The sequence below is a fragment of the Natrinema sp. 74 genome (genome assembly GCF_046097095.1).
Taxonomy (GTDB): domain Archaea; phylum Halobacteriota; class Halobacteria; order Halobacteriales; family Natrialbaceae; genus Natrinema.
In genome coordinates this window covers 2,243,344-2,264,024 of sequence record NZ_CP175698.1, presented here as the reverse complement: position 1 = coordinate 2,264,024, position 20,681 = coordinate 2,243,344, and the positions used below count along the sequence as shown (strand labels likewise).

19 protein-coding genes are annotated in these 20,681 nt (G+C 62.5%); 9 read left to right on the top strand and 10 right to left on the bottom strand.

The annotated features are described in order from the left end of the window. Positions 1-56: 56 nt before the first annotated feature. Positions 57-593, bottom strand: coding sequence for a hypothetical protein (locus ACJ70B_RS11160; protein WP_408957062.1), 537 nt, complete (start codon positions 591-593; stop codon positions 57-59). 380 nt (positions 594-973) lie between these two features. Between ACJ70B_RS11160 and ACJ70B_RS11155 the strand changes: the two genes are divergently transcribed. Continuing rightward, a complete protein-coding gene (locus ACJ70B_RS11155) occupies positions 974-2,200 on the top strand; it encodes an AAA family ATPase (protein WP_408957061.1) in 1,227 nt (408 codons plus the stop codon). A gap of 6 nt (positions 2,201-2,206) precedes the next feature. Next, the gene (locus tag ACJ70B_RS11150; protein WP_408957060.1) at positions 2,207-4,021 is read left to right on the top strand and encodes a 5-methylcytosine restriction system specificity protein McrC; all 1,815 of its coding nucleotides are present in this window, start codon (positions 2,207-2,209) and stop codon (positions 4,019-4,021) included. A 245-nt stretch (positions 4,022-4,266) separates the two neighbouring features. On the opposite strand, the gene ACJ70B_RS11145 is transcribed toward ACJ70B_RS11150, so the two are convergent. Next, positions 4,267-4,479: a hypothetical protein gene (locus tag ACJ70B_RS11145; RefSeq protein ID WP_408957059.1), complete on the bottom strand. Its 213-nt coding sequence runs from the start codon at positions 4,477-4,479 to the stop codon at positions 4,267-4,269. 279 nt (positions 4,480-4,758) lie between these two features. On the opposite strand from ACJ70B_RS11145, the gene ACJ70B_RS11140 reads away from it, so the two are divergent. Then, the gene (locus ACJ70B_RS11140) at positions 4,759-5,439 is read left to right on the top strand and encodes a glycosyltransferase (protein WP_408957058.1); all 681 of its coding nucleotides are present in this window, start codon (positions 4,759-4,761) and stop codon (positions 5,437-5,439) included. 82 nt (positions 5,440-5,521) lie between these two features. Next, on the top strand, positions 5,522-5,908 hold the full coding sequence (locus ACJ70B_RS11135; protein WP_408957057.1) for a pyridoxamine 5'-phosphate oxidase family protein: 387 nt from the start codon (positions 5,522-5,524) through the stop codon (positions 5,906-5,908). Positions 5,909-5,949: 41 nt separating this feature from the next. On the opposite strand, the gene ACJ70B_RS11130 is transcribed toward ACJ70B_RS11135, so the two are convergent. The 5 genes from ACJ70B_RS11130 to ACJ70B_RS11110 all read right to left on the bottom strand — a co-directional run bounded on the left by ACJ70B_RS11130 (position 5,950) and on the right by ACJ70B_RS11110 (position 13,072). After that, positions 5,950-7,089: an NAD(P)/FAD-dependent oxidoreductase gene (locus ACJ70B_RS11130; protein WP_408957056.1), complete on the bottom strand. Its 1,140-nt coding sequence runs from the start codon at positions 7,087-7,089 to the stop codon at positions 5,950-5,952. A gap of 370 nt (positions 7,090-7,459) precedes the next feature. After that, positions 7,460-8,524: a deoxyhypusine synthase gene (locus ACJ70B_RS11125; protein ID WP_408957055.1), complete on the bottom strand. Its 1,065-nt coding sequence runs from the start codon at positions 8,522-8,524 to the stop codon at positions 7,460-7,462. A 59-nt stretch (positions 8,525-8,583) separates the two neighbouring features. Further along, positions 8,584-9,351, bottom strand: coding sequence for a Nif3-like dinuclear metal center hexameric protein (locus ACJ70B_RS11120; RefSeq protein WP_408957054.1), 768 nt, complete (start codon positions 9,349-9,351; stop codon positions 8,584-8,586). A 115-nt stretch (positions 9,352-9,466) separates the two neighbouring features. Continuing rightward, entirely contained in the window at positions 9,467-11,941 is a 2,475-nt protein-coding gene (locus ACJ70B_RS11115; protein ID WP_408957053.1) for a cbb3-type cytochrome c oxidase subunit I, read from the bottom strand. Positions 11,942-12,244: 303 nt separating this feature from the next. Further along, positions 12,245-13,072, bottom strand: coding sequence for a glycerophosphodiester phosphodiesterase (locus ACJ70B_RS11110; RefSeq protein ID WP_408957052.1), 828 nt, complete (start codon positions 13,070-13,072; stop codon positions 12,245-12,247). 121 nt (positions 13,073-13,193) lie between these two features. Here ACJ70B_RS11110 and ACJ70B_RS11105 point away from each other — a divergent pair, with 121 nt between their 5' ends. Together ACJ70B_RS11105 and npdG are read left to right on the top strand one after the other, a co-directional pair. Then, a complete protein-coding gene (locus ACJ70B_RS11105) occupies positions 13,194-13,451 on the top strand; it encodes a hypothetical protein (RefSeq protein ID WP_408957051.1) in 258 nt (85 codons plus the stop codon). 273 nt (positions 13,452-13,724) lie between these two features. Beyond that, positions 13,725-14,393 carry an NADPH-dependent F420 reductase gene (npdG, locus tag ACJ70B_RS11100; RefSeq protein WP_408957050.1) on the top strand — a complete coding sequence of 223 codons (669 nt, stop codon included), beginning with the start codon at positions 13,725-13,727 and terminating at the stop codon, positions 14,391-14,393. 95 nt (positions 14,394-14,488) lie between these two features. On the opposite strand, the gene ACJ70B_RS11095 is transcribed toward npdG, so the two are convergent. Next, positions 14,489-14,758 carry a thioredoxin family protein gene (locus ACJ70B_RS11095; RefSeq protein WP_408957049.1) on the bottom strand — a complete coding sequence of 90 codons (270 nt, stop codon included), beginning with the start codon at positions 14,756-14,758 and terminating at the stop codon, positions 14,489-14,491. 118 nt (positions 14,759-14,876) lie between these two features. Between ACJ70B_RS11095 and ACJ70B_RS11090 the strand changes: the two genes are divergently transcribed. Both ACJ70B_RS11090 and pdxT read left to right on the top strand, forming a co-directional pair. Then, complete coding sequence (locus ACJ70B_RS11090) at positions 14,877-15,038, top strand: preprotein translocase subunit Sec61beta (protein WP_408957048.1); 162 nt, start codon at positions 14,877-14,879, stop codon at positions 15,036-15,038. A gap of 167 nt (positions 15,039-15,205) precedes the next feature. Next, a complete protein-coding gene (pdxT, locus tag ACJ70B_RS11085; RefSeq protein ID WP_408957047.1) occupies positions 15,206-15,820 on the top strand; it encodes a pyridoxal 5'-phosphate synthase glutaminase subunit PdxT in 615 nt (204 codons plus the stop codon). Between the two features lie 261 nt (positions 15,821-16,081). Here pdxT and ACJ70B_RS11080 read toward each other — a convergent pair whose 3' ends face one another. Next, entirely contained in the window at positions 16,082-17,638 is a 1,557-nt protein-coding gene (locus ACJ70B_RS11080; protein ID WP_408957046.1) for a sulfatase, read from the bottom strand. Between the two features lie 253 nt (positions 17,639-17,891). Continuing rightward, the gene (locus tag ACJ70B_RS11075; protein WP_408957045.1) at positions 17,892-18,827 is read right to left on the bottom strand and encodes a phosphatase PAP2 family protein; all 936 of its coding nucleotides are present in this window, start codon (positions 18,825-18,827) and stop codon (positions 17,892-17,894) included. Positions 18,828-18,988: 161 nt separating this feature from the next. Here ACJ70B_RS11075 and ACJ70B_RS11070 point away from each other — a divergent pair, with 161 nt between their 5' ends. Continuing rightward, positions 18,989-20,668: an NADH-quinone oxidoreductase subunit D gene (locus tag ACJ70B_RS11070; protein ID WP_408957044.1), complete on the top strand. Its 1,680-nt coding sequence runs from the start codon at positions 18,989-18,991 to the stop codon at positions 20,666-20,668. The last annotated feature ends 13 nt before the right edge of the window (positions 20,669-20,681 follow it).

Genomic DNA, 20,681 nt, shown 5'->3' with positions numbered 1-20,681 from the left:
CAGGTTGAGTACGAACCCGGCTGGGGTTGGAAGTTGACCACTGAGAACGGGGAAGACTAGCGTTCAGGGAGTTGGTCTTTGTGGACGAAAACTGGATCTTTCTCCTCCTCTGCTCCACGGAGTGTCTTGAGCAGCGAAACTGCGTCAACGTACTCGTCTGGTAGTGTAAATGTATCTTCATCGTTATCTGCTCTGGTTTCACAGCTCGCGAGGAAACCTCTGAGGCGGAAGGTAACGCTGGCGGGTAGGAAAATCACGTCGTGTTCTCCGGAGTGGGTTTCCTGCCACGCTGCGATGAGGTTCTCTGCACGGGATCGTGTTTCCTCGATACTCTCTTCCAATGTTTCGTCACCAGGCGTCGTCTTTTCCCAGGTGTCTTTGAGAGCATTTTTGACGAGATCTGCGCCGGGACCGTCAAGATGCGGTGTTTCCCGTTCAGCGTCGATCACGGATTGAAATGCATCAAGCTGTGACTGACGGACTGACATGGGATATGCAACAGTGTATTCGTCTTCCGGGAGGTCGATCGTTGGTTCTGAATCCGGTTCTCGTTGCGGCGTAGGCGTTCCGAGGATTGATTGAAGAAAATCCATGCTGATGAGACTGTTCGGAAACCCTATCAATTTTCTGCAGCAACTACTGGATGGCAGTAGTGTCGCGCCGCCTGTCAGGGGCGCTCTGAATTACAGAAAAATATCAACGAAATATTCATAAACCTGAATTATATTATATCTCAAATGGAGAGGCGGCATCTACGGGATCTGGGTCAAACCTGCTCCCAGCACCATAGCTTCAAGGCAGAGGGGCATGCCGTCTCCCTTGGGCTCTGTCCGACAGTGTGGTAATCCCCTCGTCGGGCTGGCCTGAACGGTACCGTTCCTAAACTGAAGTTAGTGGAAAGCCACCAGCTTCTCTCTGTTAGAGAGTATTACTAGAACAAACCTTATTGTTGTACAGTGACTATTTCGTGGTAATGGGTTCCTCGGAGCAGGAGTATTCTCTCGATCGGGTTCAAGGATTGACTGATACGATCAAGGATGATGCTGAGTTCGCCCAACGTGTCATCGAAAAGGCTGCAGAACCAGAGGTTCTTGACTACCTTGTAGACGATCTTTCCATCGATGTTCATCACGAAGGGGAGCAGGGGTTAGGGGAAGTCCGTCAGGCTATTCTCGGCTCTGACCACGCATCATTTGATTTGAAGAAGCGCGTCGCAACACGAGGAGACTATACTACTGACCTTGATGTGCTCGTTCCAGAGTCAGTCAAAAAGTCGGCATTAGGTGCTCTGGAAGCTGGAAAACCAGTCGTACTCTATGGCCCGACTGGTACTGGGAAAACGACGTTCGCGAAACAATTAGCCCTGGAGACCTGCGTAGGATATACACTCGATACCGCCTCTCCATCGTGGACTAGCCAAGATATTGTTGGACGTGTTGCTCCAGACTACTCCAAAGATTCGATCAGTTACCAGAAAGAACTAGGCTGCGTCTCGAAAGCTGTTGTACGAGCCCGCGAATATGGCGAAAAGTACGCAGTGATCATCGACGAACTTACTCGAGCAGATATTTCGCAAATCTTCGGTCAACTCTACACGGCAATCGAAAACCCTCATCAGACTATTTTCCGGACTGACGACGACGAGACTATCGAACTCATTCCAGAGGTGAACATCATCTGTACGATGAACATGTCTGACCGAACAGTCAACCAGCTAGATAACGCAATTACACGGCGGTTTGCGATGATCAAGGTCAGTGACTATGATAACGACAGCCTCGATAACTTGTTCTCTCGCTGGACCACTGACCATCTTGCTGATTCAGCAGTCAACGGCGGGACGCTGAAAGACCTCTTTCAAGAAGACTATCGCCGGCTCAACTCAGGGGAAGATGCAGACGAGAGTGGTATCATGGAGTTCGGACCGATGCACTACCGAGACGTTTCCGTCTTCCTTGAGTCGACAACGTCACCAGAAGGTGTGTATCATGATGAGGCCGGTCAAGCTGTCGGAGAGGCGTTCCGCACCTACATTCTCCCACGCTTGTTGAATTCAGCCACATATTCGCAAATGGATGAACTCGTCAATCACTACACTGAACTTGATGAAATATATGGGGAGTTCGACTTATCGCCCGCAATTGAGCTAGCGGAAAGCGAGAAGTGGGCACAGCAACAGCGCATGGGAATGCAGAACTAATCGGCGATGAGTACGGCCCAGCTCCCGACTGAAGTATCCATCACGGAGCGCGAAGAGCGTGTCATCCAATGTCCGCAGGGCATTGAAGAGCAACTGAAGCAGGCGGCATTCGAGCAAGTAGATACCAACGTCTTCGTTAAACGACGACGATCATGGGATGGAGAGAGCGAATATAAAGTTGTAGAGGCACGCCTTGACGGCGATGAACTCACGATCTCTGCTGAGGATATTGTAGGTATTGTTGATCTCACTCCGACTTCCCGACTTCAGATCAGACCGAGAATCGGGTGGAGCGAGATTCTGGATATGTTTTTGACCGTCAGCCGTTACAACCGATCTCTCGACTACCAAGGGATCCCAATCCGGGATTTTCTCTCTGAAGATGTTCAGATAGAGGACGTTTTTATCGTAATTGCGGTCAATTTTCTGAATAGCTTAGATCCGCTTCATCGAAATGGGTTCATCCGCCAGTTTGAGACACAGCGAACTGATGCCGTTGATGCTCGGGGCCGAATTGATGTTGAACGTAGCTTGTTGAACCTTGAAACAGGTATTCCAAAGCAACACTACGTTCAGAAGGTAGTAGATTATAATACACCGATCAACGCCCTGATCCACCGGGCCGGAAAGAGTCTCCTCCAGCTATTTCAGAAGAGTGCCCGTCGGCACAACCGCGAGGAATACTTCCGAATCTTCTCTGACCTCAACAATGCTGTCCATGAACTTGAGTCGATGGGAATCAATGGAGACGGATATAACCTGTCTAAATATCAGCAGATAACGAGCGGACAGCTACCACGGCATCGTGGATATTATAAACGAGCAATTGAGGTATCGAAGATGATTCTCTCCTCGACGACTGGTCAGTCGCTTGAATCCGGGGATGAAGAATTGACAATGGACTATCTGTTTAATATGGCGAATCTGTTTGAGGAGTTCTCGCAGATTGTCCTGGAGGAGGAACTAAGCAAACTCGAATCGAATCCGCTCTATGACGGATTTGACGATGCACGGGTTGAAGGGGAACCACAGCTGCGACCGTATGTAAATACAAATCAGGCGTGGCATCAACCAGATCATGTTCTCTACAAGGGAGACGAGCCGGTTGCTGTGTTAGATAGCAAATATTACCCAGAAACCCGTGATCCGAGTATGATTCGGCCCGACCGGGAGCAAATATTCAGTTATGCATATCTGCTTGACGTAGATCGGCTTGGGTTCCTTTGTCCGGAAGGAAATGGTCGACGTGATCTTCGATCTCGTGAGGGGGAAGTAGCGATTATCGGGAGCCGTCAAAATTTCACGACTGAAAGCTATCGAGACGCCATCCGCTCATATCTACTTACAGTGCTTGAGGACGAGGTCGACGAGTCACAGCTCATTGCAGACTTCCGCAATCACACTGTATGTCATCCAGACGCAAAGGAGATTTCTGTGGAAGAGGCTCTTACTCAGGAGGTATTTGAGTTAGAAGATATTGTTTCTCTTTCACGGAGTATTTTTGAGGGTGCAATTTCAGAATCGGATGAGGTCCGTGTTAGACGGGATCTTTCCAAAGATATACAGTTTAGCCTGCGTCGATCTCTGAAAAAAGCGATTACCGATCATGTAGAGTATGACCAGTGTATCCCGGTGTTCATGGATACGGCAACGACTATTGATGAGAACGAGGAAAGCGGCGAAGAAGACCATCAGTGGGTTGGTGAATCACTCCGCCTGCACTTTGTAAAGGTAACCGACTCAGGCGATGTAGCGGAGTTGGAAATTATCGATAGTTTTCCTCTTGACTGGGAGAAAGATCGAGATGACCCACCTTATTGAGTAGAGTTGGGAGACCACTCAACCCCAAAGAAGTTTGGATGTCTGGGGGTTTTACAGCGTGTTCTGTCCAAATCGGTGTTTCTTACGAAATACCCAAGGCTAAGTACGTGGCCTCGGCACTCATAGGGCTCGTCACGGCCGGGTGCCGAGTCCGGCTCGGAGCGGGTGCGTCGTCATCGGCCACGCGACCCTATACGCGTCGCTCCAAAGACGGTTTGGATTCGGCGAACTCGAGCGAGCGACCGTTAGGTTGCGTCGTCGCCGGCTGCGTCCGCGAAGGCGGTGTTCCACTCGTCGATCAAGTTCTGGAGTCGCGCCTCGTTCCGGTGGGAGAACGTCCGGGGGGCGCGGTCGGTGGCCGGTCGCGGCTCAGCGACGGCGCGCTGAGGAGCGGGCTGGGTTCGTGTTCGATCGGTCGTCGGTTCGGCGTCGGGTCGTGGCAGGCGTTGGGTGCTCATGTCGGTCGGGTATGGGTGTGTCGTCGAAAATCGGTACTCGTCGTCGGCAACGAAATCAGGCTGCTACGTGTACGACCGACATTACTACTCCCTCGTAGCGGCCCCATGATTATAAAAGTTCATGATAGATAGTGCGCTGCGAGCGCCCCGTCCGAAACCACTCCCCACGGATCGACTTGACACGGGCGACACCGTCCCCGAAAGCGGCCGGGTCAGCATGCACCGCTCGCGACACTCCGATAGCTTGAGAACCCGCGCTCGCGACCGCTCAAGTAATAGATGGCGAGCGACGATCCGGACGGCGACGCTGACGTCAGCTTCGTAATCCCGGCGAAAAACGAGGCCGACTACCTCCGTGGGACGCTGGCGAGTCTCACGGCGTTGGATACCGACTACGACTACGAGGTGATCGTCGTCGACGGCGACTCGAGTGACGCGACTCGCGAAATCGCCCGCGAGTACGACGCCGCCGTCGTCCGCGAAGGCGGAGAAAGCATCGCCGCCGCTCGAAACCTCGGCGCTGAGCGGGCGAGCGGCGAGTGGCTGGCGTTTCTCGATGCCGATACGCGGGTGCGGGCGAATTACCTGACGGAACTGCTCGGCTTCGTGGAGGCAGAGGGGCTCGCGGCGGCGAGTTCGTACTGTCGGATCACCGGCCCCCGACGCGCGAAACTCATGGAAGTCACGATCAATCACCTCTTCTCGCGGCTCGAGCACCCCATTCTGCCGGGATTTAACTGCGTCGTCCATCGGCGTGCCTTCGAAGAAATCGGCGGGTTTCCGGCGGTCTCGAACGAGGACACGGCGTTCAGCCGGACGCTCTCGAAGCGCTTCCCGACGGCCTACTGCCCGACCGTGTTAGTCGAGAGTTCGGGCCGACGGATCGCCGAACTGGGGCTGACGGGGACGCTGTGGCACTACGCGCGACTGGACGTGGAGCGGCTTCGCGCAGACTACTGACCCGTTCGTCCCACTCGCACAGCCGAACTCACCGGCACCGCCAAGGCGACCGCTTTTGTCGTTTCTCGACGGCGATACGTGCGTGTCGACCGTTCCATCGGAAGCGGAGCGCCTGCTCGAGAGCGAGCCGCTGATGGCCCATCTCGGAACCTGCGTCGACGGGCGGCCCCACGTCGCGCCGGTCTGGTACCGGTACGCCGACGGGATCGTCGAGATTGTCACGACCGGCCGGAAGCTGGCGAACGTCAGGCGGAACCCGCGCGTCTCCCTCTCGGTTCAGAAGGATGATGCGGGACGGGCTCGCTGGATGGTGTCGCTGCTCGGAACGGCGACGGTGATCGACGCCGAGGCCGAGACGGCCGCGGCCCGTCGCCGGATCAACGACAAGTATGGCGCGGAGCCAGATGCCTACGACGAGAACACGCTAGTCCGGATCGAGATCGGCTCGGCGACCTACCAGACATACTAACGGGCGAGCGACGAACGGCCGGGCCACTGCGTCGTGGACGCTTACTCGCGATCGGGCGACGGTCCGCGAAGTCCGGGGTGTGTCTCCGCGTCTCGCACCCGCCGCATCCGGGCGCGGAGGTCGGACGGAGTCGCAGGCACCGACGCCGCAAGGCGCGAGTCCGTCTCGTCCTCGCCGTCGCCGTCCTCGAGTTCGGCGACCGACTTCGGGAACGTCCGGAGGTCCTTGTGGATCGCCAGCCCGGCATAGGCCCCATCGCCGACGGCGATCGTCGTCTGGTTCTGGCCGTGGGTCACGTCGCCGACGGCGTAGACGCCCTCGACGCTGGTTTCGCGGTGCTCGTCGACGTCGATCGCGCCGTCGTCGCCCAGTTCGCAGCCCAGATCGGCCGCGAGCCCGGCGTTATACGCGGAGCCGTACATCGCGAAACCGCCCAGATAGTCGCGCTCGGTCCCGTCGGCGAAGCTGAGCCCGCCGAGCCACGGCGGCTCGTCGTCGGGGAGGCTCTCGTCTTCGTCGGCCGAGACGACGGCCGTGTCGACGATATCGACCGGATGGGGCTCGAGTTGCGCGGCGGTCTCGTCACCCCACTCCGGCTCGCGGTCGTCGAGCAGGAGGTCGACGTCGGGGGTGAAGTTGAGCATCGTCATCGCGACGTGGGCCGCGCTCTCGGTGTGGCCCAGCACGAAGACCGGCCCGTCGCCCAGCGTGTACGCGTCGCAGTGCAGACAGTAGTGGAGCCCGCGGCCGGTAAAGCGCTCGAGTTCCGGCACGTCCGGACTCCGGTCGCGAAAGCCGGTCGCGAAGACGACCCGGTGGGCGTCGACGGTCGCGCGCGCCGCCTCGAGTCGAAACCGGGGGCCGGCGTCAGTCGCGGTGTCGCCGTCCGTCTCGGCGTCGCCCTCACCGCCGTCCAGTCGCGTCACCGACTCGACGGCGTCCGGGTAGAAGTCGCCGCCGTAGTGGTCGAGTTGGTCGACGGCATGGGTCGCCAGCTCGTGGCCGGAGACGTTCTCGGAGACGCCCAGCATGTTGTGAACGTGATTGACCGCCGCGTGGCGGCCGCCTTCCTTCTCGAAGACCGCCGTGCGGTGGCCGAGTCTCGTCGTGTACAGCGCCGTCGTCAGGCCCGCGGGCCCGCCGCCCACGACGGCGACCTCGTACTCGAGGGGATCGTTCATCGTGCCCACTCGCGTCCCCAGCGGGTTGAGGGTGGGCCGTGCATATGCGGCGAGGTGGCGGTGTTCGCAGCGGGAACGGATGGGGATTCGAGTTGGCAGACCGAGAGGATGGGAAGGCGTCTACTCACGGAACAGACAACTGCTGAACGAGGTGGAGGTCCTGCCTACGTGGGCACGGGGAATTTCCACGACCTCCCTAGTCGATTCATTCGCTTTCGAGGCCACACTCTGTTCGACCTCGCGCAGGCTCGAGCCGCAGTTCGCTAGTCGCTCACTGCGGTCCAGCGCGCGCCACCGCATCTCCCCGTCAGCTCGGACCGATGAGGCACTCGTCGACGGGAGAGAGCAAGATTCCTCGAGCGCCGCAGACTCAGTTTTCGAGCCGTTCCCGCGCGGCGGCGACCACCAGCGGGAGCGTGATCGTCGCGTCGGCGTAGACCGAGGCGTTCTCGGCGTCTTTCTCGAGTTTGCCCCACGAGCGGGCTTCGTCTAAGGTCGCACCAGAGAGACCGCCGGTCTGTTTGGGGTCCATCGTCAGCTGGACGGCGTAGTCGTACGCGCCGGGGGTGACGAGCATCGTCTGGAGGGTGAAGTTCTTCGGGACGCCGCCGCCGACGACGAACGCGCCGGCCTCGTCGGCGTCGAAGGCGATGTCCGTAAGCGGCGTCATATCCGCCAGCGCGTCCAGCGTGAACGGGCCGGTCTGAGAGTACATCCAGGCCTGCAGGCCGAGGACGGAGTCCTGGACGGCGGGACAGTAGATCGGCACGTCGTTCTCGTAGGCCGCGGCGGCGATGCCGGGCCCCTCGTCGACGTCGTCGCGCTCGTTGATTTCGGCGTTGGCCCGTCCCAACTCCTCGGTGAGCCGCTGGATCGAGACCGCGCCCTCCTCTTCGCACGCTTCCTCGAGAACGGGGAAGACCTCCTCGCGGAGGTGGCTCTCGAAGTCGGCGAAGAACTCCTGGGGGAGGTAAACGTTGTAGATGCGGTCGACGCCCTCGTCGCGCAGCGTCTCGTCGTGTTCGCGCTCGGTCTTGCCCTCGGCGTGGACTGCGCCGTGGTGGTGTTTACCGCCGATGGCCTCGATGGCGTCGTGGGTCAGATTCGCCCCCGTCGTGACCAGCACGTCGATGTAGCCCTCCCGGATCAGGTCGGCGACGATCGCCCGCATTCCCGTCGGGACCATCGCGCCCGCGAGACTGAAGAAGACGGTCACGTCGTCGTCGAACATCGCTTCGGTCACGTCAACGGCCTCGTGGAGATCCGCTGCGCCGACGCCGGCGTTGCCGTACTCGTCTGCGAGTTCGCCCACCGTCATCCCCGCGCGGGCTTCGGCGTGCCCGATCGGATCGTGCGAGAAGGTGTGGCGCTCGGGCTCGTGGTGGCCGTCCGCCTCGTCGCCGCCGTCGCTCTCATGATCGTGCTCGTCGCTCATGTCCTCGAGTGGGCGAGCGAACGGTTTGAACGTCGCGGTCTCATCGAAGATCGCCGACGCTACAGCCCCGTCGGCACGTCGAGGAACGTCGTCTCGAGCCCCCACTCCTCGACTACCTCCTGTAGCGACCGGACGCCGAAGGTCTCGGTCGCGTAGTGGCCGGCGAGGAAGACGTGGATGCCGGCTTCCTGTGCCTCGTGGTAGACCTTTCCTTTCCCCTCGCCGGTCACCAGCGCGTCCGCGCCGGCGTCGACGGCCTCATCGAGCCAGTCGGCCCCGCTGCCAGTGACGATCGTGACGTCTTCGATCTCGTCGGGACCGAAGTCGAACAGTTGGACCGGCCGGCCGCCGGTGTCGAGGTGCGCCTCGAGGCGGTCGCGCAGTTCGTCGGGCGTGTACGGATCGGCCGCGGTCCCGCGCTGGCCGATGTACTCAGGGCCGAGTTCGCCGAACGGGGCGCGCTCTTCGAGCTCGAGCAGGTCGGCGACGCCGGCGGCGTTGCCCAGTTCCTGATGGCCGTCCAGCGGGAGGTGAGAGACGTACAGCGCGAGGTCGGCCTCGATCAGCGGCGCGATCCGGTCGTAGGTCCGACCTGTGAGGCGGTCGAAGCCGCCCCATGCCATGCCGTGGTGGACGACCAGCAGGTCCGCGTCGGCCTCGCTCGCGCGGTCGACCGTCTCGCGGACGCCGTCGACGGCGACGGCGACGCGCTCTACCTCGGCCTCGCTCGGGCCGACCTGGAGGCCGTTCGCGCTGGCGTCGAGGTCGGCGTAGTCGGCGGTTCGTAGCTCTTCGTCGAGTCGATCAACGACGCTCGAGAGTTTCATACCTGCTCGTTCTGGAGCGATCGCCTTGTATCCGGCTGCTTTCGGTGCCCGTGGGGCAGAACCGTCGGCCTGGAATCGGTCGCAAAACCGGAAAACCGACGCGCGGCCGACCGCGCTACATCAGGTAGAACAGCGGGAAGAGGAACACCCAGACGATGTCGACGAAGTGCCAATAGAGCCCGAAATACTCCACCGGACGGTCGTCCTCGAGGTAGGCGTCGACGGCTACGATTCGGTAGGTCATGAACCCGGCGATGAGCAGCCCGAGGATGACGTGGAGCGCGTGCAGGCCGGTCGTCACGAAGTACATCGAGTACTGGAGGTCGGTGAACCAGTAGATGTGGTGGGCGAACTCCTGGCTCCACTCGTAGCCCTTGATCGTGAGGAACGTCAGGCCGAGCAGCAGGGTGGCCCCCATCGAGCCGAGCAGTCCGCGCTTGTTCCCGCGTTCGGCCATCACCAGCGCGACGACGACGGTGAAACTCGAGGTCAGCAGGACGTAGGTGTTGATCAGCCCGATGACCTCCGAGGGCGGAACGGTCCCGATTTCCTGCCAGCCGGTGTGGATCCGCATGAAGATGTACGCGCCGATGACGGCACCGAAGACGACCACGTCCGAGGCCAGGAAAATCCAGACGCCGGTCTTGGTCGTCCCCACGCCCTCGAACGGCCAGCGCTCGGCGATGGCCATCTCGGGCGCGTTGAACTCCTCGCGGCCGTACTGGAAGAGCGAACCCAGGAGGATACCCGCACCGACGACCGAGAGCACGGGATAGAGGATGTTGGCGTTGCCGGCCGTCTGCCCGGCGAGTTCCGCCCCATGGTTAGTGGCGAACGTCGCGACGTACGGCGTCAGCCCCGACAGCCCGAAGAACGTGACGAACATGCCGATACCGATGGCGAACGGCCAGATGCTCGCGTGATCCTCGTGATCCGCTTCGAGCGGCTCGGCCTGCGTCCGCTCGTGGGCGACCGAACCGCCGTCGGTCGCGGTCGACGAGCGGTCGTCGACGAACTCGAGCTTTCCGCTGGCGTAGCTGGGTCGGTCCGGCCAGTTCTCGAGTGGCGGCGGCGACGTCGTCGCCCACTCGGCCGTCCGCGAGTACGCCCACGGGTTATCGGGCGCGTCAGGTCCGGAGACGAAGCTCTTTGCGAGCGTGACGAGCACGAGCAGGACCGATAGACCGAGCATGAACGCGCCGACAGTCGCGAGCTGGTGGAAAAACTCCGTCCCCGGTGGGTAGTCGAAGACCCGCCGCGGGGTCTCCCAGGCGAGGAACATCGGGAAGTACAGCAGGTTGAAGCCGAGGAAATACACGACGAAGCTGAGCTTCCCGAGGCGCTCGTCGAACATCTTCCCCGAGATCTTGGGCCACCAGTAGTAGAGACCGCCGATCAGGGCCGTGACGCCCGAAACCATCACGTAGTGGAAGTGTGCGACGACCCAGTAGGTGCCACGGAACTCGTAGTCCAGCACGACCGCTCCGAGGAAGACCCCCGTAATCCCGCCGATAATGAACAACACGAGGGCACCGAGTGCGAACAGGAACGGCGTCGTAAATCGGACGCGACCCTTGACCATCGTGTAAATCAGCGAGAACACCATCAGGTCGAACGGCAGCGAGATCCCGATCGTCGTCGCCATGAACAGCGTCTTGATCTCGAGATTGATGGTCGTCAGGAACATGTGGTGCATCCAGACGAGGAACGACTGGACGGCCACGAGGACCATCGCGATGATGACCCACTTCCGGCCGACCAGCCGCCGCCCGGTAAAGGTCTGGAAGGTCTCGAACATGATCCCCAGCGAGGGGAAGAAGACGATGTACACCTCTGGATGCCCGAAGAACCAGAACAGGTGTCCCCACAGGAGACTCGAGCCCTGTTGGGTCGAGGAGTAGTACTGGGTAAGCAGAAGGCGGTCGCTGAGCATCAAGATCAGTGCGGCCAGCAGCGCCGCGAAGGCGAACAGCATCATCCAGACCGTCAGCAGGATACCCCACGTGAACAGCGGCATGTTCCAGGTTCCCATCCCCTCGGCGCGACAGCGATGAATCGTCGTCAGGAAGTTCACCGAGCCGAGGGTGACCGACATGACGAACAGGGTCAACGCGAGGATCGTCGTGTTCCCCCCCATCGTCAGGGTGTAGCCGGGGTTGTAGATCGGGACGTTCAGCGGCGCGTACATGTACCAGCCGTTGGCCCACGTCACGCCCTGAAAGAACGAGACCAGGACGAGGAGCCCCGAGAACAGGTAGAACCAGTAACTCAGAGCGTTCAACCGCGGGAACGCGAGGTCTTTCGCTCCGATCTGTAAGGGGACGACGTAGTTCGCAAAGCCGAAGCCGAAGGGCGAAATGAACCAGAACACCATCAACAGGCCGTGGATCGAGACCGCCTGGTTGTACTCGGTGTTCGTGAGGAAGCCGGTCCCGCCGGCCTCCCACAGCTGAACGCGGAACAACAGCGCGAGCAAACCGGCGGCGAGGAGGAAGAACAGCGCCGTCCCCAGATAGAGGACGCCGACATCCTTGTGATTGGTTGTCACCAGCCACCGTTTGATTGTCGTCCGCGGTGGGAAGTCACTCACCGAGCCCCACCTCTCGACCGGACCGATCCCTCGAATTGGCGTCGTCACGGGCTGAAACTCGGTCGGAGAGAACTACGAGACGCCGACCGAGACGATGACGGTGACGGGCAACGGAATCCATAGTCACCACATCTTCGCACGATTTGCTGTATCAGCATGTTCGGTGCACTTGCAGGTAGTATTTGAAGCGAACGCAGGACGGTGCGCCGAAACACGGAGACGCGAACGCAGTGGCGCTCGAGGCACGAATACGAGGATCATCGCGGACGAAGCGACCGGGCAAGTGGCGCTACAGCGTCGTCGTTACTGCGACCGCGACCGATCGCCGAGTCCGGGATAGTCGGCCACGATCCCGTCGACGCCGGCCGCCGCGAGCGCGTCGAACTGGAGCCAGTTCGTCACCGTCCAGACGTTGACAGCGCGGCCCTCATCGTGGGCGGCCGCGAGCACGTCGACCGACGGCTCGCCGGATTGTCCAGCGGGCGCGGTTTCGGTCGGGTCCGATCCGACGATCGCGTTCCGCGGCGGGTGGATCGCCTCGCAGTCGTAGCGACGCGCGATCTCGAGGCCCGCCTCGAGGTCGTCCCGGACCAACGGCGCGGCGGCCTCGTCGGCGACCTCGCGTACGGCCGCGATCGCACCCTCGCAGAAGGACGAAAAGAGGAGGTCGCCGCCGAAGTCCTCGCAGTCGGCCACGACGCGCTCGACGAACGGCTGCCAGGCCTCACGTCGCCGCTCGCCATCGGCCGGCGGGAGCGACTCGCCAACCTGCAGGTCCGATCGGCCGGGACTCTTCAGTTCGACGTTGACGCCGACCGTCTCGGGGACGGCCGCGAGGAGGTCGGCCAGCGTCGGAATCGTCTCCGCAGTCCCCAGCACGTGCGCTTTCCGAATGTCAGCCAGCGGCGTCTCTCGAACGAGCCCCCTCGCGTCGGTCAGCGGCCGTCCTTCTCGGGTCCCCTCGAGGCGCTCGTCGTGGATGACCACCGGCGTCCCGTCGGCTGCCGGTCGGACGTCGATCTCGAGCATCGCAGTCTCGTCGCGAGCGACCGCGCGCTCGACGGCGGCGATGGTGTTCTCGGGCGCGACGCCGGCGTAGCCGCGGTGTGCGATGACGGCAGGACGAGTCATACCGGGAGCGACGAACGGCGCGGTATTGAAACTCCGGTCGCGCCGACGCGCGGTCAAACCGGGCCGGCGACGTGGCGACTCCCGGCCGGCCTTTGATGCGTCTCCCCCGCGACGATCCGCTATGCCCGAGACCACGCTCGCGGACGTCGAACGCGCACTCGACCGCGCCGCCGACCTCGAGACCGAGGAAGCCGTCTCCGTGTTACGGACGGCCCGGCAAGACCTGCGGGATCTCGGAAACGACGCCGACGTAGACGAGGGACGACGGCGCGAACTCGAGGCCGACCTCGAGCAGCGAATCCGCGAAGTGAAGGAGCGAGACGCCTACGACAGCGGACTGGGCGCGGCGATGAACCCGGCCGAGGACGACGCACCGTAGGACCCGGCTCTCGCAGTGGAACCGACGGTCGGACGGTCTCCTCGACGGTCGACCGTCCGCGTGCCTAGCCCGAGTTCACGCTCTGAGAAGAGAATCACATATCAGCCAAAACATCGTCTCTATGGGACGCTTCGGTAACTGTGCTACTCGGTATCGAACGAGCGTCGCCTTCGGACACCTCGAGACGACCCGCATTATCGCCTCTGTCAGAGAACTCGGCGAGATCGACCGACCTCCGGCCCTTTTATTCGGATGCCCTCCCGAGAGGTACGTATGCGAATCGCACTACTCGGCGGCACCGGCGACATCGGCGAAGGACTGGCGCTGCGCTTCGCCCGCGACACGAGCCACGAGATCCTCATCGGCTCGAGAGATCCCGAGAAGGCCCGCGACGCGGTCGCAGACTACGAGGAGGTACTCGAGGAACACACCGACGTGGTCGACATCAAGGGCTTTGGCAACGAAATGGCGGCCGATCGCGCTGACGTGGTCGTCCTCAGCGTCCCGCCGTACTACGTCGGCGACACCGTCGAGGCGGTCGCGGAGAACCTCGATTCGGACACCGTCCTCGTCACCCCTGCGGTCGGCATGCAAGGCGACGAGGACGGCCTGCACTACCACCCACCGAGCGCGGGCAGCGTCACCGAACTCGTCGCACAGCGAGCGCCCGACGAGGTCCCCGTCGTCGGCGCGTTCCACAACCTTGCGGCCGACGCCCTGTCAACCCTCGAGAACGAACTCGACCTCGATACGCTCGTCGTCGCCGACGACGACGCGGCGAGAGACACCGTCCTCGACCTCGCCAACGAACTCGAGGGACTGCGCGCGCTCGCGGCCGGCCCGCTGGCCAACGCGGCCGAAGCCGAGAGCGTCACGCCGCTGGTCATCAACATCGCGAAGTACAACGAGGACATGCACGACGTCGGCGTGAAGTGGATTTAGACGGCGATTCGTCTCCGGGCGATTCGTCGTCGCGAACGAGACGAGCGGGATGCACCGCTCAGACGTCTCGAGAACCGGAAAACGCTGTGTCTCGTCTATGCGCCGGCGGACTCGAGGGCGTCTTCGATATCGTCGCGCTGTGTGACGCCGACGAACCGCTCGACGATGCCGTCGTCGTTCTCGATGATGAGCGTCGGCAGCGATCGCACCTGGTACTCGTTGGCGATATCTTGCTGTTCGTCGACGTTGACTTTCTCGACTTCGAATCGGCCCTCCCAGTCGTCCTCGAGGTCCTCGAGGATCGGATCCTGAGTCTTGCAGGGGCCACACCAGTCCGCGTAGAAGTCCTTGAGCGTGACGGTCATACGGTCATCGCTACTTGCTCCGCGTCGCGCATAAGGGTTTCCCACGGCAACTACGTTGCCGTGATCGCCGACGCGGGACGGTCGAAAGATTTAGTTCACGGGAGCCGAAGAAACGGATATGGACAAAGGACAGAACACCGGAGGGCTGATGTCCAGCGCCGGTCTCGTCCGGTATTTCGATTCCGAGGACTCGAACGCGATTCGTATCGACCCCAAGACGGTCATCGCGTTCGGTGCCATGCTGGGCGTGCTGGTCCAGCTGCTGACGTTCCTCTCGTAACAACCTCGTTTTTCCGACACCGCGAGCGGTGCCGGCATCGTTCGCTGGTGTAACACCGTCGGCTACGACCCGCCGCTTCGAGACGTGTCTCCTCGAGTACAGCGACCACTCCGCCCGTCGAACGCCGTGGCGCGACCTTTTTGAGCGCACCGTTCATACCGGTGTCCATGTCACTGACTGCGGGCGTCGTCGCGGTCCAGGGCGACGTGTCCGAACACGCGGCGGCGATCGAACGCGCCGCGCGGACCCACGGCCACGAGGTCACCGTCCGCGAGATCCGCGAGTCGGGGATCGCCCCCGACTGCGACCTGCTGGCGATGCCGGGCGGCGAGTCGACGACCATCTCACGACTGATCCACGGCGAGGGGATCGCTCCCGAGATTCGAGAGCACGTCGCCGACGGCAAACCCCTGCTCGCGACCTGCGCCGGCCTGATCGTCGCCTCGAGCGACGCCGCTGACGACCGCGTCGACGAACTCGGCGTATTCGACGCGAGTGTCGAACGCAACGCCTTCGGCCGACAGAAAGACAGCTTCGAAGCGCCCCTCGAGGTCGCGGGCCTCGACGATCCCTATCCGGCAGTGTTCATTCGCGCACCTGCGATCGACGCGGTCGGCACGGCGGACGTGCTGGCGACCTGGGACGATCGCCCGGTCGCGGTCCGCGACGGCCCGGTCATCGGGACCGCGTTCCATCCCGAACTGACGGCCGACAGCCGGATCCACGGGCTGGCCTTCTTCGACAACGACGCGGCGAAACCGCCGCTCGAGGACGCGCAGTAGGTCGAGTTCACCAGCGTCGAAGCGAGCAGGAATTGTTGGAATTAGCTCCTGTTGAGGTCGATCGTCGTTGATATCGCGTAGACGAGACCCGAAACCGCTCTCGAGCCGAGCTGAACCCCCGCGTTCCGTCGGCGCTACGCCTGGTGCCATCGAACGACGAGAGTGGCGCTGTCCCCGCAGACGCCGTTTTCCCCTCGTCACGGTATGTGGTCCGGGTTCGCGAAGGGGATGGGGAGGTACCGCTACACGATCGGAGGGCCGTTAGAGATACCCCAAATCCGCGAGTCGTTCTTTCGTCCCCGCACGCATCTCGACGTCTCCCGACGCATCAGCCGCCTCGAAGGGGTCGAATCGGTCCTCGAGCCGCCGGCGAAGTGCGCGTACCCGTTGGGGTTCCTCGTCGCTGCTGTCGGTTTGCTCGAGCGGATCGGTCCGAATGTGGTGAAGTCGCTCGAAGCCGTCGTCACCGCAGACGTACTTGTATTCGGCCGTCCGAACCGCTCGGAGCCGTCGGTCGAACGCGTGGACCCGGTCGGGAATCTCGCCGAAGCGCGCCTCGAGGCGGTCGATCGAGGGCTGCGGAGCGACGTACTCGGCGAAGACGGCGTCACGTGACTCGGCCGCAGAATCGGGGTGGAGCGATCGGCTCGACCATTGATCCTGAAATTTGGGGTCGTCGATCCCGGCTGTCTCGAGCAACGTCACGGGGAGATCGAGTAGCTGGACGAGATCGTGGCGTCGTCCGCCGCCGGTGAAGGGGCCGCCGTGGAACACGAGGGGAACGTTCAGCAGCGTGTCATAGAGGTTGTACTGATGGCCGAAGAAGCCGTGTTCGCCGATGTGTTCGCCGTGGTCGCCACAGACCACGAACAGGGTGTCCTCCCACTCACCCGCGGCCTCGAGTGCGGTCCGGAGTCGGCCGACGTGGTGATCAACGTAAGCGAGTTCTGCCCGATAGAGGCCACGCAGCATGGCGAACTCGTGATCTGAGAGGTCGTAGTCTTCACAGTCGTACGCACGGGGGTCCTGTCTGATCGCGGTCGCGTCCTCGTAGCTGGCCCCCGCCGGGAGGAACCGCTCGGCGTACTCCTTCGGCGGGTCGTACTCGACGTGGGGTTCGATGAAATTACAGAACAGGAAGAATGGGCGGTCATCGTCGCGGTCGGCGAGCCAGTCGGCGATCCAGTCCGTCGACCGATCGGCTCCGTCGTCGCCGGCCGGCTGAAAGAACTCGCTATAGAGGATGTTGGCCGCGTTGACGACTGGATTGCCGTCGAAAAGGTGGGTTCGAGTCGCCTCGAGCTTCTCTCGGACATCCTCGCCACGGACTACCGCGCCCATGTCGGCGTCGGACTGAACGTACTGCCACCCCTTACGAAGTTCGTCGAACCCGCGGTCGAAGCCGAACTCCTCGGTGATCCACGTGTTGTTCGAGACACCGATCGTCCGGACGCCAGCGTCGGCGAAGGCCTCCGGGAGCGTCCGGAGGTCGTCGTCGAGATAGGTGTGACCGCCGTGGGTGCCGTGTTCGGAGGGGTAGGTACCGGTGAAAAATGACGCATGAGAGGGCAGCGTCCACGGGGCGGTCGCGAATGCGTTCTCGAACGCGGTCCCTTCGTCGGCGAGTCGCGCCAGCGCCGGCGTCGGATTCGCGTTCGCGGCGTCGACGCCCGAAGCGGCTCGGCCGTCGATATGCTCCGAGTTGCCGGCAGTCCGTCGTAGGCCGACACTTTTTGCCCGGGCCGTATCGAGAACGACGAAAACGACATTCCGCACAGTACTATGTGACTCGTCGTCACGTCCGTTGGAACCCGACATGATACGGTACTTCTACGCCACACGGGGAAGGTCACAAGCCCGGAGTATGCAGGTTCGTGATCGCAGATACCGCCCGCACCTCGGGCGATCACATCGACTCTTCGTCCGAACGACGACGCGGAGCCGGCAGCCGACGCGACAAGAACGCCTGGTACCGCGGCGACCTTCGAGCGCCGACGCGTGGTGCCACGGGAGACGCGGCGCTCGAGAACGAGAGGGGGAGAACAGGAGAACAGGAGAACGGGAGAGCGGCCTATTGTGAACTTGAGGGCGATCCGCTCGCGGTTCGGTGGACGTGTTCGCGACGGTAGAGGACGGGGGCAATGACGAACGCGGCGGTAACGATGCCGAGCGCACCGCTGCCGCCGATCAGCGAGAGCGGGCCGTAGGAGGCCGCGGTGACGGCGAGCGACGTGATCAGAAGCGTCACGACGGCGGCTCTGGCGGTGAGAAGACGATTCGCGCGGATCGGACCGCGGCCAGCGCCCAGCCGGCGAGCGATGGTGGCGACCTGCCAGCCGGCGAACGCACCGAGGGACGTGCCGAATAGGAGCACCGCGTCGGGCGTTAGCTCGGAGACGACGAGTGCGGCGGCTGCCAGGACGACCGCGAGGGCGAACCCGAGCGTACCGCGGTAGTGTAGATACCGGTTCAGGAGCGCGGACGCGAGGAGCAAAAACGCCAGTCCGGCGACGACGCCGGCGACGACGTCGGCCAGATAGTGGACGCCGAGGGCGACGCGGGAGAAACAGACGACCGTCACCGTCGCCGCGGCACCGACATACCGCCGTCGGGCCGTGCTGACCGACCAGTACTCGGCCAGGCTCACGTAGACGACCGTCGACATCAGCGCGTGCCCGCTGGGAAACCCGTAGCCGGTCGCCGTCGTGGTCGCCTCGTACAGCGGCCGCGCGAGTGTCGGCAGCGCGCCGATCTCCACGAGCAGGCGCTCCGGCCGCGGGAGCGCAAAGAAGGCCTTCAACCCCGTAATCAGCGAGAGCCCCGAAAGGGCGAGGGCGAGTATCGCGGCGGCCTCGTCGCGATCCGACGTATCCGTCCAGTAGACGGTGCCGACGAGCAAGCCGAGAAACCAGACGTCGCCGAGCTGGGTGACGAGTCCGAACAGGATCACGCTCCACTCGGGCGCGACCTCTCGGAAGGCGTCGAACCAGCCGATTCCGCGAGACATATACTACGGTACGGGCGACGGGACACATAAACGGTTGCGCTGTCGGAACGTCCCCACGTTTCGCCGCGAGGGAGAGTCACCGCGAAGCGGGAAAACCCTCATTTTCGCGTCACCTGTACGCTCTCGAGAGGCACCACGCGACGGCGTGCCAGGGGAGTTCAATGAGCGAGACACCACTATCCGAGGGGATCGACCCGGAGTACGACCACCGCCGCGAGGAGGGCGTCGACGAGACCGCACTCGAGGCCCTGCTCGCCGAGTACGCGATCGGCCGGGACGACCACGAGAACGCGCCCGCGTTCGTCATCCGGCCTGACGACGTCCAGGAGGTGGTCCGCCTGCTGCGCGACGAGGCGGGGTTCGACCACCTCACCTGTCTCACGCCCCAGCAGTACCCGGACCGCTACGAGTCGCTCATCCACCTGACGAAGTACGACGAACGGACCCACGAGGTGACGCTGGTCGTCCAACTGCCGACCGACGAGCCGGTCTGTGAGTCAGCCGAACCGGTCTTTCGGACCGCCGACTGGCACGAGCGCGAGGCCTACGACCTCGTCGGCATCGAGTACGAGGGCCACCCCGACCTGCGGCGCATCCTACTGCCGGAGTCGTGGCAGGGCCATCCACTGGCACTCGAGTACGATCAGGACAAACCGCAGGTCGTCCGATACGCCAAACACGCCAACCCGCTCCAAGAGGACCACAGCGTCCCAGAGTCGGAGACGATGTTCCTGAACATCGGCCCCCACCATCCGGCGACCCACGGCGTCCTCCACCTCGAGACGGTGCTCGACGGCGAGACAGTCGCCAACGTGCGGCCCGACATCGGCTACCTGCACCGCTGTGAGGAGCAGATGTGCCAGCAGGGAACCTATCGCCACCAGATCATCCCCTACTCGAACCGATGGGACTACACGGCCAATCTTCCCAACGAGTGGGCGGTCGCCCGCGCGATCGAGGACATCGCCGACATTGAGGTGCCTGCCTACGCGCAGGTTCTGCGGACGATGGCCACCGAGTTCGGCCGAATGCTCGGTCACTTCCTCGCCTTCGGCACCTTCGCGCTGGACGTCTACGGCGACTTCACCGCCATCTTCCAGTACGCGATGCGTGACCGCGAGGTCGTTCAGGACATCTTGGAGGACCTGACCGGCCAGCGGATGATGTTCTACTTCTTCCGGCTGGGCGGCGTCTGCTGGGATCTCCCCGAGCCCCGCGCGGAGTTCATCGAGAAATGTCGGGACTTCCTCGACGAACTGCCCGCCAAGATCGACGAGTACCACAGTCTGCTGACCGGCAACGAAATCTTCCAGCGCCGGACGATCAAGACGGGCGTGCTCGAGCCCGAGGTTGCCAAGGACTACGGCTGTACCGGCCCGGTCGCCCGCGGCTCGGGCGTCGACTACGATATCCGGCGGGACGATCCCTACGGCTATTACGAACACCTCGAGTGGGACGTGGTCACCGAGGACACCTGCGACAACCACGCGCGCGTTCTCGTCCGGATGCGGGAAGTCGAGGAGTCAGCGAAGATCATCGCACAGTGTCTCGATCTCATCGAAGACTGGCCCGAAGACGAACGGACGGTCCAGAGCAACGTCCCGCGGACGCTGAAACCGGACGCCGGAACTGAGACCTACCGCGCCGTCGAGAGCGCGAAGGGCGAACTCGGGATCTACATCCGGGCGGATGGTTCGAACACACCGGCCCGGTTCAAGATCCGCAGCCCGTGTTTCCACAACCTCGCTGCGCTGCCCGAGATGTCCGAAGGTGAGTACGTGCCGGACCTGATCGCGTCGCTTGGCAGCCTCGACATCGTCCTCGGTAGCGTCGATCGCTGAGCACCGGAAACGG

What these genes read in the sequence shown, in the direction of transcription:
- ACJ70B_RS11145 (WP_408957059.1), bottom strand. Translation starts at nt 4,479, where the DNA reads ATGAGCACCCAACGCCTGCCACGACCCGACGCCGAACCGACGACCGAT.
- npdG (WP_408957050.1), top strand. Translation starts at nt 13,725, where the DNA reads ATGCGAATCGCACTACTCGGCGGCACCGGCGACATCGGCGAAGGACTG.
- ACJ70B_RS11120 (WP_408957054.1), bottom strand. Translation starts at nt 9,351, where the DNA reads ATGAAACTCTCGAGCGTCGTTGATCGACTCGACGAAGAGCTACGAACC.
- ACJ70B_RS11070 (WP_408957044.1), top strand. Translation starts at nt 18,989, where the DNA reads ATGAGCGAGACACCACTATCCGAGGGGATCGACCCGGAGTACGACCAC.
- ACJ70B_RS11155 (WP_408957061.1), top strand. Translation starts at nt 974, where the DNA reads ATGGGTTCCTCGGAGCAGGAGTATTCTCTCGATCGGGTTCAAGGATTG.
- ACJ70B_RS11080 (WP_408957046.1), bottom strand. Translation starts at nt 17,638, where the DNA reads ATGTCGGGTTCCAACGGACGTGACGACGAGTCACATAGTACTGTGCGG.
- ACJ70B_RS11095 (WP_408957049.1), bottom strand. Translation starts at nt 14,758, where the DNA reads ATGACCGTCACGCTCAAGGACTTCTACGCGGACTGGTGTGGCCCCTGC.
- ACJ70B_RS11130 (WP_408957056.1), bottom strand. Translation starts at nt 7,089, where the DNA reads ATGAACGATCCCCTCGAGTACGAGGTCGCCGTCGTGGGCGGCGGGCCC.
- ACJ70B_RS11075 (WP_408957045.1), bottom strand. Translation starts at nt 18,827, where the DNA reads ATGTCTCGCGGAATCGGCTGGTTCGACGCCTTCCGAGAGGTCGCGCCC.
- ACJ70B_RS11090 (WP_408957048.1), top strand. Translation starts at nt 14,877, where the DNA reads ATGGACAAAGGACAGAACACCGGAGGGCTGATGTCCAGCGCCGGTCTC.
- ACJ70B_RS11125 (WP_408957055.1), bottom strand. Translation starts at nt 8,524, where the DNA reads ATGAGCGACGAGCACGATCATGAGAGCGACGGCGGCGACGAGGCGGAC.
- ACJ70B_RS11140 (WP_408957058.1), top strand. Translation starts at nt 4,759, where the DNA reads ATGGCGAGCGACGATCCGGACGGCGACGCTGACGTCAGCTTCGTAATC.
- ACJ70B_RS11150 (WP_408957060.1), top strand. Translation starts at nt 2,207, where the DNA reads ATGAGTACGGCCCAGCTCCCGACTGAAGTATCCATCACGGAGCGCGAA.
- pdxT (WP_408957047.1), top strand. Translation starts at nt 15,206, where the DNA reads ATGTCACTGACTGCGGGCGTCGTCGCGGTCCAGGGCGACGTGTCCGAA.
- ACJ70B_RS11110 (WP_408957052.1), bottom strand. Translation starts at nt 13,072, where the DNA reads ATGACTCGTCCTGCCGTCATCGCACACCGCGGCTACGCCGGCGTCGCG.
- ACJ70B_RS11105 (WP_408957051.1), top strand. Translation starts at nt 13,194, where the DNA reads ATGCCCGAGACCACGCTCGCGGACGTCGAACGCGCACTCGACCGCGCC.
- ACJ70B_RS11160 (WP_408957062.1), bottom strand. Translation starts at nt 593, where the DNA reads ATGGATTTTCTTCAATCAATCCTCGGAACGCCTACGCCGCAACGAGAA.